The sequence below is a fragment of the Ruegeria sp. ABF4_144 genome (assembly GCF_056160045.1).
Genome location: NZ_JBSWWK010000001.1, coordinates 1,123,530 through 1,135,845 on the forward strand (window position 1 = coordinate 1,123,530; position 12,316 = coordinate 1,135,845).

A 12,316-nucleotide genomic window follows, 5' to 3' on the forward strand; every position below is an offset into this window, starting at 1 on the left:
CCGTACCATCAGCTTTGATCTTCACGTACGCCGTTTGCGATTTGCAGCATCTGTTCGGCGGGAAGGAACCCACGCAGCATTTCGCTGCCCAATACAAACGACGGCGTGCCAGAGATTTTCATCCGCTGGGCCAGAGCACGGGTTTGCGCGATTTCCTCGGTGACTTCGTCGCCGCCCATCGCCGCAATGATCGCGTCGCTGTCCAGCCCAAGACCATCCGAGATACGGCGCAGGGTGACCTCGGTCGGCTCTCCGCTGAATTCCAGAAGTGCGTCGTGGACTTGCTTATAGGCATCGTCACCGGCGACCTGTTTCGTGGCAATAGCAAAGCGCGACGACATGACCGAGGCTTCGCCCAGAATCGGAAGCTCTTTGATTACGAGGCGAATATTGCCGTCTTCGGCCAGCAGGCTGGCGACTTCGGGGACGGCCCGGCGGCAGTAACCACAACGGTAATCCATGAACTCGACCAGGGTGATATCGCCGTCCGGGTTGCCACCAACCCAGCTGTAACCGTCGTTAAACAGTTCATCTGCATTGGCCTGCACCAGTTCCTTGTCAGCGGCCGCTTCGGCAACGGCGTTGCGTTGTTCAAGGATGTCGATCGCCTCGATGATCACTTCGGGGTTTTCCAGCAGGTATTCGCGTACCTGTTTACCAAACTCGGCCTTTTCGGCATCGCTGAGCGCATTCAGGTCCAGCGCCTGTGCCGGGCCGGTGATCAGGGAAAGCCCCAGAAGGGCGGGCGCTGCATGTCTGAGGATCATTTCCGTTTCCTTTTTGCTTTGTTTGCGCGTTCCGAGGCAATCAGCACATCCTGTGCCCGTTGCCAACCCGGTGATCCTTCGGGCAGTTGTCTGATTGCGCGTTTTGCGTGGATGCCCGCATCGGCTAACCGGCCTTGCAAAGCATATCTTTCTGCGGTCACGGCCGAGGCCATGCCGTTGTTGCCGACCTTCGCATAAGCGACCCCAAGGTCTTGCATAAGGCGGGCGTTCCGGTAGTCTCTCAATCTTGCTTTTTCAAGCACTTGCAGGGCGTTCTTTGTCTCGCCTTGCGCCAACATGGCCCGGCCATAACCGGCTAGGATCAAGGCATCGTTTGGGGCCATTTCAACTGCTTGGCCATAGGCTGCAACAGCCTCCTGCACTTGTCTGTTTTCCAACAGAATTTGGCCTTTGAGATCGTAATAGAATGGATCATCCGGGCGAATAGCCAACGCCGCGTCAATCGCGGCGCGTGCTTGGGCCAGATCGCGGTTTTGGTGATGTGCGGCGGCCTCGCGCATCAGTCGGATATCCTCTGCGCTTTCTTCCTTTGCACGTCGCAGGGTCCAACCCGGTGAGCGCAAAAAGGCCGATAGTTTGCCTTTGACGCGCGCAAACCAATAGTCAGCATTCGGGTTGGGCTGCGCCTTGTCCGCGAATTGCTCCATAAACGCCTCGGCGGCGCGCAGGCGTTCCCGGCTGGTGGGGTGCGACCGCATATAGGGGTCTTGATTGACGGTGCTCAACAGCTCCTGGCCCGCGAATTTCCGATGTAGGGCCACCATGCCGCTGGGCGAGATGCCGGCCCATCTGAGATAGCTTGCAGCGCTTCGGTCGGCCGAAGATTCTTCGGCCCGTGTGTGCCCCAGAAAGCTGCGTATAGCAGCGCTTTGTGTGCCTGCTGCGATGCCTGCTGCAGCCTCGCCACCGCCAGCGGCTGCCGCGATCAGGGCGAGCGCGGTGCCCAGTCCTGCATTTCGATTTGCTGTACGCAGGTTTTCGACCCTGCGAGCCAGATGGCCATTGGCGATATGCGCGGCTTCGTGGGCGATGACGGCCTGCAGCATCTCGGGGCTCTCGACCGTCAGAATCAATCCGTAATTCACGTAGATCGCGCCATAGTCGATCACGAAGGCGTTGAACGTGCTGTCATTGACCACCAGTATCCGGACCCGATTGGTGTTCAGCCCTGCGGCTCGCAAGACGGGAAAGGCCAGTTCTCGCAGCCCGTGTTCGATATCGGGGTCCCGGATCAGGCTTTGCGCGGTCGAAGGCACAGCGCTTGCCATCCATGTCGCTGCAACCAACAACAGGGCCGGGATTGACGCCACCCTGGATAAGCGTTCAAAAGCCATGGCTGCAACATGGGAGATGGGCATGAGAAACTCAACCCGATCCGGGGTCGATCCCTTCATCGTGATGGACGTGATGGAGGCCGCACGTAAGGCCGAAGAGGCCGGGCGTCACATCATCCATATGGAGGTCGGACAGCCTGGAACCGGTGCGCCCAAAGGGGCAACCGCCGCACTCGCCAAGGCGATGGAACAAGCCCCGCTGGGTTACACGGTTGCGTTGGGCCTGCCCGCCCTGCGGCAACGGATCGCACGGCTGTATGGTGAATGGTATAATGTCGATCTGAACCCGGAACGCGTTGTGATCACTCCAGGCTCGTCCGGAGGGTTTCTGCTGACCTTCACGGCGCTGTTCGACAGCGGGGACCGCGTTGGTATCGGCGCGCCTGGTTATCCATCGTACCGGCAGATTCTCAAGGCGCTGGGTCTGGTGCCGGTCGATCTACCCACCGCGCTGGAAAACCGATTGCAGCCGGTGCCTGCGGATTTCGCCGGACTGGACCTGCAGGGGCTGATGGTGGCGTCTCCCGCCAACCCCACCGGCACCATGCTGGACCACGCGGCGATGGGCGCGCTGATTGAGGCTGCGCACGGGCAGGGGGCGTCGTTCATCAGCGACGAGATCTACCACGGTCTGGAATATGAGGCTAAGGCCGTCACCGCGCTGGAACTTACGGATGAGTGCTATGTGATCAACTCATTCTCCAAGTATTTCTCAATGACCGGCTGGCGCGTGGGTTGGATGGTCGTCCCAGAAGATCAGGTGCGGGTGGTCGAGCGCATCGCGCAGAACATGTTCATCTGCGCGCCCCATGCCAGTCAGGTGGCCGCGCTGGCGGCGATGGATTGCGAGGATGAATTGCAGGCCAATCTGGCCGTCTACCGCCGCAACCGCGCGCTGATGCTAGAGGGGTTGCCCAAGGCAGGGTTCACAAATATCGCGCCGCCCGATGGGGCCTTTTACGTTTATGCGGATGTGTCCGATCTGACCGACGACAGCCGCGCGTTTGCTGCCGAGATTCTGGACAAGGCCGGGGTTGCTGTCACGCCGGGGCTGGATTTCGACCCGGCGCGTGGGCACCACACGCTGCGATTCTCATACGCGCGGTCTTCGGTGGATATCGAGGAAGGCCTGCTGCGGCTGCGCCGTTTCATGGCCGAGCGCGGTGCGATCACCGAGCAGGCCTAGGGCGTTCACAAAACCGCGCGGGTCGGATAGGCTTGCGGTCAAACGATCTCGGGAAAACTTGAGACCATGAGCAGGATTTTCTACGCCATCGCGCTGATCTGGGCGCTGACCGGTGCTGCGTTTGCGCAGGACTTCAACGCGCTTGCCCGCGTTCTGCCGGAGGATAGCCGCATCACCGATGACGGCCGCGCGGGCGTACGGGTTGAACTTGGCCTCAGTCAGGGGGTGCCGTACCGGGTGTTCACCCTGCGCGATCCCTACCGCATGGTGCTGGACTTTCAGGAGGTCGACTGGACCGGGTTGGAAACAGAGACCTTCCTGCAGACCGACCGGATCAGCGGCGTGCAGTTCGGGGCTTATGTTCCGGGCTGGTCCCGCATGGTGCTGGAACTCGGCGCACCTCTGGCCGTCGATACCGCTGACCTGCGGGTGGATCAGGTCACCGGTGCTGCGCATTTGTCATTGAACCTGCGTGGCACCGATTTCGACAGTTTCACCGCCGGTGCCGGTGCGCCGCGCCAACCGGGTTGGGATTTGCCGGAACCTGCCGTGACACCGGCCAAACCCGGCCGCGATGGCACGCGCCCATTGGTGGTGATGCTGGACCCCGGCCATGGCGGCATTGATCCGGGGGCCGAGGCTGGCGGTACGAATGAGAAAACTCTGATGCTGACCTTCGCGCGCGAACTGCGGGAAATGTTATTGCGGGCAGAAGATTACCACGTGGTATTAACGCGTGTGGACGACCATTTTGTCAGCCTTGAACGTCGTATTGCGCTGGCCCATCGGGCGGGCGCGGATGTGTTTATATCTCTGCACGCGGATATCCTGTTGGAAGGGCGTGCGCATGGGGCGGCAGTGTATACATTGTCCGAGGAAGCCTCGGACGTGGCGAGCCAAAAGCTGGCCGAGCGTCATGATCGAAGCGACTTGATTTCGGGTGTTGACCTGAACGGCGCAGACGATCAGGTGACAGACATATTGCTGGACATCGCACGGCAAGAAACAAAACCGCGCACGAATGCGTTGGCGCTGTCGCTGGCAGATGGAATGGCACAACAGGGCGGGCCCATGAACAGCCGCCCGATCCGTTCGGCTTCTTTTTCGGTTCTTAAGGCTGCAGATATTCCATCTGTGCTGATCGAGCTTGGATTTCTTTCCAGCCCCAGAGACCTGAAAAACATACAAAATCCCGAATGGCGCAAGGGCATGGCGCTTGGCATCCTGAACGGGTTGGAACAATGGCGGCAGGATGATCTGGTCAAAAGGTCCCTGATTGGCCAGTGACCCTGCGGCACAAACCGGCTAATATTGGCCATCGTGTTTTGACCCTGCGCCGGTGCATCCTTATATAGACGGCAGCGCGAGTAAAAGGCAGCAACGTGATCCGTTTCATTCTTTCCGTTTTCGGGGCGATTTTCAGCCTCGTCACCTTGGGTATTTTCATGGCCGCGCTGGTTGTTGGCGCGATCTTCTGGATGTATGGCCGCGACCTGCCCAGCCATGAGTCGCTGGCGCAGTACAAGCCGCCGACAATCAGTCGGATTTACTCGGGCGAAGGCCAGTTGATCGACGAATTCGCGCAGGAACGTCGCCTGTTTACGCCGTCCGAGGAAATTCCCGATCTGGTGAAGCAGGCTTTTATCTCGGCGGAAGATAAGAACTTCTACACCCATCAGGGCTATGACCCGCGCGGTATCATTGCCGCCGGGGTCGAGGCGGTTAAATCCAAGGGTGAAAACGTCCGTGGTGCGTCCACGATTACGCAGCAGGTGATGAAGAACTTCCTGCTATCCGGCGACCGCCGAGCGGAACGCAAGATCAAAGAGATCATCCTCGCCACGCGGCTTGAGGATACGCTGGACAAGGAACAGATCCTCGAGCTGTATATGAACGAGATCTTTCTGGGCCAAAACTCCTATGGTGTGACTGCCGCAGCGCAGACCTATTTCAACAAGACGCTGCAGGAACTGGAACCGCATGAGGCCGCGACTCTGGCCGCGATGCCCAAGGCACCGTCGGATTATCATCCGGTTCGGCAAAAAGAACGCCTACTGAACCGCCGCAACTATGTGCTGCGCGAGATGCAGCAAAACGGTTACATTGATCAGGCGACCTATGAGGTCGAAGTCGATATGCCGCTGCGGTCTGTGCAGAACGGCGACTTTGAAAGCTTCCGCACCGCGCTACCACCGCGTGATTACTTCACCGATGAAATCCGCCGCCAACTGAGCGAGGATTTCGGTGAGGGTGAGTTCTTTACTGGCGGTTTCACCGTCCGCGCCTCGGTCGATGAGGAAATGCAGGTCGAGGCCGCCAAAGCCCTGCGCACAGCTTTGCAGAAATACGATCGGTCGCGTGGTAAATGGCGCGGCACGGGTGAGGTGATTCCCGAGGAAAAACTGGCCGATGAAACCCAGTGGCGCGAGGCGCTGGCGATCATGGAGATCCCCCGCGATGTGGTGCTGCCGACGCAATGGTACCCGGCGGTGGTTCTGAACGTAGCTGAGCAATCTCTGACGGTGGGCATTGAAAACGGCCCTGCGGATGGCGTTGTTCCACGCTCGGACATCAAATGGATGCAGGGCGATTTCGCGGCCAACTTCAATCGTGGCGACGTCATTCTGGTTATGGCCGGGGAAGAGGGCCAGTGGTCCGCCCGCCAGGTGCCCGAAGTGCAGGGCGGTTTCGTCGCGATGGACGTGAACTCGGGCCGTGTTCTGGCGATGCAGGGCGGGTTCTCGTATCAGGACTCGGTGTTCAACCGCGCCACGCAGGCGCAACGCCAGCCCGGATCGAGCTTCAAGCCCTTTGTCTATGCCGCTGCGCTGGACAGCGGCTATAGCCCGGCCACTATCGTTGTGGACGCCCCGATTGAGGTGAACACGCCGCAGGGTCTGTGGCGACCCAAGAACTCGTCGAACAAATTTTATGGCCCAACGCCGTTGCGCACCGGTATTGAACAGTCGCGGAACCTGATGACTATTCGTCTGGCGCAAGAGGTCACGATGCCGGTTGTGGCGGGCTACGCCGAACGCTTTGGCGTTTACGACCGGATGGGCGCGTTCCTTGCGAACTCGCTGGGGTCCGAGGAAACGACGCTCTACAAGATGGTCGCTGCCTACGCGATGTTCGCCAATGGCGGCGAGCGGGTTGAACCCACTCTGGTTGACCGTATCCAGGACCGGTTCGGCAAAACGATCTATCGCCATGACGACCGCCAGTGTCTGGATTGCAACTCGTCTTGGCTGGAACCGGATGAATCGCCGACCATCGAGACTAATCGCTCTCAGGTCATGGATGCGATCACGGCGTATCAGTTGACCTCGATGATGAAGGGCGTCGTGGATCGTGGCACCGCTTCGGCGCATGTCAAACTGCCGGTGCCGACCGCGGGCAAGACCGGTACAACAAACGAGTCCAAAGACGCGTGGTTCATCGGCTTCACCTCGAACATCGTGGCTGGCTGCTATATCGGTTATGACCGGCCACGCCCGATGGGCCGAGGGGCTTATGGTGGCACCATGTGCGGCCCTGTGTTCCAGAGCTTTATGGAAACAGCTGTCGAGAAATACGGTGGCGGTCCGTTCGAAGTGCCCGAGGGTGGCCATTTCATCAAGATCGACCGTTTCAGCGGCGCGCGTCTGCCTGCGGATGCGACCGGTGATTACGTTGTCGCCGAGTATTTCCGCGATGGCGTCGATGGATTCATCGACCGCGTTTATGACGGTGGTTTTGCCATGGGATCGGACTTGCCGCTGTTCGAGGAAGCCAGCTCGGGCCGTCAGGTCACCACATCGACGGGCAACACCGTTACCGTTGGCCCCAATGCGAGTCAGGGTGATCTGTCAACCGGCGGCCTTTACTGACATCAGAAATGTTTCGGGCCGCCGCTGTCTTGTGGTGGCCTGAACCTCTTGCTATCACGCACACCTGATTGAGAAAGTTGGGACAAGACCATGCGCGCCGAAACCCAGAATACCGTGGCGGAAATCGAAAAGTCGCTGGAGCTGCTGGCACAGCGCATGGACTATGAAACCGCCCCCCATCGCCTCGAGGAGTTCAACGCGCGGGTTGAGGACCCCAACCTATGGGACAACCCCGATACCGCGCAGAAATTGATGCGCGAACGGCAGATGTTGGTCGATGCCATCGAGACCTATGAATCCATCAAGACCGATCTGAGCGACAATATCGAGCTGATCGAACTGGGTGAGATGGAAGAGGATGAAGAGGTCGTCACCGACGCGGAAGAGGCCATCAAGAAGCTGGGTGCCAAGGCCGCCAAGAAAGAGCTTGAGGCGCTGCTGGATGGTGAGGCCGACGGCAATGACACATTCCTCGAGATTAACTCGGGCGCGGGCGGCACTGAAAGCTGCGACTGGGCCTCGATGTTGGCGCGGATGTATGTCCGTTGGGCCGAGAAAAAAGGCTATACGGTCGAACTGCAGTCCGAGACCGCGGGCGAAGAGGCTGGAATCAAATCCGCCGCCTACAAGATTTCCGGCCACAACGCTTATGGCTGGCTGAAGTCCGAAAGCGGTGTGCACCGTCTTGTGCGGATTTCTCCCTATGACTCGGCGGCCAAGCGGCACACTTCGTTCAGTTCAGTCTGGGTCTATCCGGTGGTGGATGACAATATCGAGATTGAGGTGAACCCATCGGATATTCGGATCGACACCTACCGGTCGTCCGGTGCGGGTGGTCAGCACGTGAACACCACAGACTCGGCGGTGCGGATCACGCACATCCCGACCGGGATTGTGGTGACCAGTTCCGAAAAGTCACAGCACCAGAACCGTGATATCGCGATGAAAGCCCTGAAATCGCGTCTGTACCAGCAAGAGCTGGACCGCCGGAACGCCGATATCAACGCGGCGCATGAGGCCAAAGGTGATGCGGGTTGGGGCAACCAGATCCGATCCTACGTTTTGCAACCTTATCAGATGGTCAAAGACCTGCGGACAAACCACGAGACCTCGGACACCAAAGGGGTGCTGGACGGTGATCTGGACGGGTTCATGGCGGCAACGCTTGCGTTGAACGTGGCGGGCAAAAGCCGCTCCGAGGCGCAGGGCGAAGGCTAAGCGCGAACCTACGGGATACACGTGATGAGCATGATCAAAGGCCACTGGCAACTGATCGTGATTGTTACGTTGGTCTTTACGCTCTGGCATACGCCAGTCGTGATTCCGCTGAAGATTCTTGTCGTTTTCCTGCACGAGCTTTCGCATGCCATCGTGGTTGTCGTTACCGGCGGTTCGGTGGAAAGCTTCAGCATCTCTCCGCGACAAGGCGGGCTTGTAACCGCCCGAGGAGGTAATCGCTTTCTGACTCTGTCGGCGGGCTACCTGGGATCATTGGCCCTTGGCATGGGGTTGTTGTTCATTGCGTTGCGCACGAATTGGGATCGGGCCGTGCTGGGCGGCTTTGGCGCGGTCATGCTGTTGGTGACTCTGCTTTACGTCCGCGAGCCATTTGCGGTGCTGTTCTGCTGCGTCGTCGGTGCCGGGATGCTCGCAATGGCGTGGTACCTCAGCCGACCGCTTTGCGATCTGTTTCTGCGGATCATCGGACTGACCAGCATGATCTACGTCCCCTATGATATTTTTGACGATACGATCCGTCGCTCGGGCATACGTTCGGACGCCTTTATGTTGGCCGAGGAATTCGGCGGTACCACTATGCTGTGGGGCGGTGCTTGGCTCATCCTCAGCCTCATGTCGATCCTTCTGTGCTTGAGGTATTTCCTTGGGAGCGACAGCAACTTGCGATTTGGTCAACAGTCCCGCTGATCGCCAGTGGTCCGTCCTAAAAGATGTATTCAAACTGTGGGTTTAAATAGAGAAGACCCCCGGCTAGGCTGACCCTCAAGGAGGGGCGAGCCAGGGATGGATCTAAGCCAGACAACTGCAATCGACCTATTGAACGGGATCGCCGCTGGGCGATTGTCGGCGGTTGACGTAATGCAGGCAACTTTGGACCGAATTGCCGCTGTCAACGGATCGGCGAATGCTATCGTTGCCTTGCGTGATGCGGATGACTTGCTGGCCGAGGCGCGGGCGCTGGAGGCCGGGCCGAACCGGGGGCCGCTGCATGGGCTGCCGATTGCAGTCAAGGATCTGGTCAATGTTGCGGGGATCGTGTCCTCGCAAGGTTCGCCGATATTTCGGGATCATGTGCCACAGAAGGATGATCTGATTGCTGCGCGAATGCGTGCAGCGGGGGCGATCCTGATCGGAAAGACCAATGTGCCGGAATTCGGGCTGGGCTCTCATACCTTCAACCCGGTCTATGGGGCGACAGGCAACCCCTACGACGCGTCGCGGACCAGTGGCGGGTCGTCGGGCGGTGCTGCTGTGGCGCTGGCCACCGGGATGGTCGCTTTGGCGGACGGGTCCGACATGATGGGCAGTCTGCGAAACCCTGCCGCATGGAATAATGTCTACGGGTTTCGGCCCAGCTGGGGGAGGGTGCCACCGGAGCCGGTTGGCGACGGGTTCTTGCATCAACTCTCAACACTTGGGCCCATGGCGCGCAGTCCCGAGGACCTGGGTCTGTTGCTGGATGTGATCTCGGGGCCGGATGCGCGGCACCCTTATGAGGATCTCAGTCCAGCGGTGTCGCCCGTTCAGGCGGTAGATATGCAAGGCCTGCGGATCGGTTGGCTGGATGATTGGGGCGGGGCTTACCCGTTTCAGGATGGCATTCGCGAATTGTGCCGGGACGCGTTGGATGTGCTGGCCCAACTCGGGGCAGAGGTCATCCCTGTCGCGCCGCCCTTTGCGGCTGATCGGATTTGGAACAGCTGGGTAACTTTACGCGCGTGGAGCGTTGCCGCCGGTTTTGCTGAACTGATGGAACAACGGACAGAGTTGAAAGACACCGCACAATGGGAACTGGATCAGGGGCTGGCCTTGACGGCCATGCAGGTCCATGAGGCCAGCGTCATGCGGTCAGAATGGTTCCGCTGCGCGGCTGCGTTGTTTCAAGACTACGACGCGCTGATCCTGCCCTCAGCGCAGGTCTGGCCGTTCGAGGTTGAAACACCGTATCCAAAGGACATCGCGGGAACGCAGATGGACACCTACCATCGGTGGATGGAAGTGATGGTGCCGGTCAGCCTGATCGGCCTGCCGTGCTTGTCAGTTCCGGTCGGCTTCGGAGGAGAAGGATTGCCGATGGGAATGCAGATCTTTGGCCCAAGGGGAGCGGATGCCCGTATCCTGTCCATCGGTGCAGCCTATCACGCCGCCACCCGTTGGCCACAAAAACGACCGGCCTAAGGAACGGGCCGGCAAGGGAGGAGAGACAATATGGAGAAACCTTTCGGTGTTCCGGATTTGGGGCCGGTGAACATAGGCATGCTGCGTGAAGCGCTGCGCAGGGCCTGGGTCGACTTCCGGCGCGCGCCGGTCTTTGGCTTGATGTTCGCCGCGTTCTATGTGCTGGCCGGATGGGCGATTGCCTGGGTGACGGTGCGCACCGGAACCTCGTATTGGTTGGTGTTGGCGGCCATCGGGTTTCCTCTGCTAGGCCCGTTCGCTGCCGTCGGGATGTATGAAGTATCGCACCGGCTTGAGCAGGGCGAGCCTTTGGATTTCGGTGCGATCTTCGGCGTTGTAATTCAGCAGGGTCGACGCCAGTTGCCTTCGATCTGCGCGATCATCGTAGTGATGTTTCTGTTCTGGTTCTTCCTGGGTCACATGATCTTTGCCCTGTTCATGGGGCTGTCGACGATGACCAATGTCTCAACCTCGTTGGAGGTATATTTTACGGCCAACGGGTTAATGATGCTGGCCGTGGGGAGCGCTGTGGGCGCAGCGTTTGCGACGATCTTGTATATGATAACCGTGCTGTCGATTCCGATGCTGCTGGATCGGGAGTTGGACTTTGTAACGGCCATGATCGCCAGCTTTGCCTATGTGCGCGACCATTTCGGAGTGATGCTGGTTTGGGGCGGGTTCATCGCGATCATCACTTTTGTGGCGATGATCCCATGGTTTCTGGGCTTGCTGATCGTATTACCGCTGTTGGGACACGCAAGTTGGCACCTGTATCGCTTGATAACGCAAGTACCCAACCAGACCGCGGGATGATCTAACCTGCGGCCTGCGGAACAGGGTTTTCAGAGCGGCGCGCGGTGCGCGCCGCCGCGAGTATCGCCGAGGGGCTTTCGCCCAGATGACGCAGCAGAATCCGTCGGGTTGTTGTTGCGCTGGCAGTAGTTTTCGACAGACAGATAGCCACCCCACGCCACCGGTCCGCGTTTTCGTCCGCCCCGCGCGTCACCAGATAGATCCGGCTGTTTTGTGATGCACGGCTGGACATCAGAATATAGATTTGCCGACCGGCGCAAGCTGCGATCCCCTGTACCTCGCGGTCGATGGGGGCAGCTTCGGGCATTCCCGGGCGTGGCTCGTATCCGCGCACCAGCGTACACTGGGGCAGGCGGCGTGCGTGAAACAACCTGTGCCGCGAGGGCTGTGTGTCATGCAGCTCGGTTTCGGTGGCATAGTAGAAACCGGCCGGGAACAGGTTCTCGGTCAGCGTCGCCGGGCCAGAACCCAGAAAATCGGTCAGGGCCGAGGCCGCAGGGTGCGTGGGCGTGCGGTCGATTTCGTCCAAGGGCCGCAGCAGAATGCGGGCGTCGACCTCAAAAAACCGGCATATGCGGTCCAGCACGTCAGGGCGCGGAAAGCTCTCGCCGCCCAGATATCTGTTGAATTGCGTGCGGTTTATTCCCAATTGCCGGCAAAGTTCGGATACCGACGAGTATTGCTGTGCGAGACGCCTGAGATTGGCGCCGAACATTTGGCGCAGTTCGTCCGGATTACGGATGGAATTGGTCATAGGCGTCCCAGGTTCTCGCGACTTGTTTCGATATACGCAACATGTTCGACCGGTAGGCCGACAATACGTAGAAATCGTACAGATGACACGAACGGGCGCATCCCAACGCCGCGTCTTAACCCGAGGCTAGCGTTGATTGCCATAAACGCAATAGG

At 59.4% G+C, this 12,316-nt stretch carries 10 protein-coding genes; 7 read left to right on the top strand and 3 right to left on the bottom strand.

The features are described 5' to 3' along the window. Positions 1 to 8: 8 nt before the first annotated feature. Both ACXAGD_RS05825 and ACXAGD_RS05830 read right to left on the bottom strand, forming a co-directional pair. A complete protein-coding gene (locus ACXAGD_RS05825; RefSeq protein WP_475209025.1) occupies positions 9 to 767 on the bottom strand; it encodes a DsbA family protein in 759 nt (252 codons plus the stop codon). Further along, positions 764 to 2,146 (bottom strand): M48 family metalloprotease, encoded by a 1,383-nt coding sequence (locus ACXAGD_RS05830; protein WP_475209026.1) that lies wholly within the window; start codon positions 2,144 to 2,146, stop codon positions 764 to 766. Before ACXAGD_RS05830 ends, ACXAGD_RS05825 begins: the two co-directional genes overlap by 4 nt. Between ACXAGD_RS05830 and ACXAGD_RS05835 the strand changes: the two genes are divergently transcribed. From ACXAGD_RS05835 to ACXAGD_RS05865, 7 genes are all read left to right on the top strand, one after another. Next, complete coding sequence (locus tag ACXAGD_RS05835) at positions 2,145 to 3,308, top strand: pyridoxal phosphate-dependent aminotransferase (protein WP_475209027.1); 1,164 nt, start codon at positions 2,145 to 2,147, stop codon at positions 3,306 to 3,308. The two genes, ACXAGD_RS05830 and ACXAGD_RS05835, sit on opposite strands and share 2 nt — an antisense overlap. 66 nt (positions 3,309 to 3,374) lie before the next feature. Beyond that, positions 3,375 to 4,595 (top strand): N-acetylmuramoyl-L-alanine amidase, encoded by a 1,221-nt coding sequence (locus tag ACXAGD_RS05840; protein WP_475209028.1) that lies wholly within the window; start codon positions 3,375 to 3,377, stop codon positions 4,593 to 4,595. 95 nt (positions 4,596 to 4,690) lie between these two features. After that, positions 4,691 to 7,177: a penicillin-binding protein 1A gene (locus tag ACXAGD_RS05845; protein WP_475209029.1), complete on the top strand. Its 2,487-nt coding sequence runs from the start codon at positions 4,691 to 4,693 to the stop codon at positions 7,175 to 7,177. Between the two features lie 90 nt (positions 7,178 to 7,267). Then, positions 7,268 to 8,395: a peptide chain release factor 2 gene (prfB, locus tag ACXAGD_RS05850; RefSeq protein WP_475209030.1), complete on the top strand. Its 1,128-nt coding sequence runs from the start codon at positions 7,268 to 7,270 to the stop codon at positions 8,393 to 8,395. Positions 8,396 to 8,419: 24 nt separating this feature from the next. Further along, positions 8,420 to 9,103, top strand: a complete 684-nt coding sequence (locus ACXAGD_RS05855) for a M50 family metallopeptidase (RefSeq protein WP_475209031.1) — start codon at positions 8,420 to 8,422, stop codon at positions 9,101 to 9,103. A 96-nt stretch (positions 9,104 to 9,199) separates the two neighbouring features. Continuing rightward, positions 9,200 to 10,594 carry an amidase gene (locus ACXAGD_RS05860; protein WP_475209032.1) on the top strand — a complete coding sequence of 465 codons (1,395 nt, stop codon included), beginning with the start codon at positions 9,200 to 9,202 and terminating at the stop codon, positions 10,592 to 10,594. Between the two features lie 30 nt (positions 10,595 to 10,624). Further along, positions 10,625 to 11,407 carry a DUF2189 domain-containing protein gene (locus tag ACXAGD_RS05865; RefSeq protein ID WP_475209033.1) on the top strand — a complete coding sequence of 261 codons (783 nt, stop codon included), beginning with the start codon at positions 10,625 to 10,627 and terminating at the stop codon, positions 11,405 to 11,407. Between the two features lies 1 nt (position 11,408). Here ACXAGD_RS05865 and ACXAGD_RS05870 read toward each other — a convergent pair whose 3' ends face one another. Then, positions 11,409 to 12,161, bottom strand: coding sequence for a helix-turn-helix domain-containing protein (locus ACXAGD_RS05870; RefSeq protein ID WP_475209034.1), 753 nt, complete (start codon positions 12,159 to 12,161; stop codon positions 11,409 to 11,411). Positions 12,162 to 12,316: the final 155 nt, after the last annotated feature.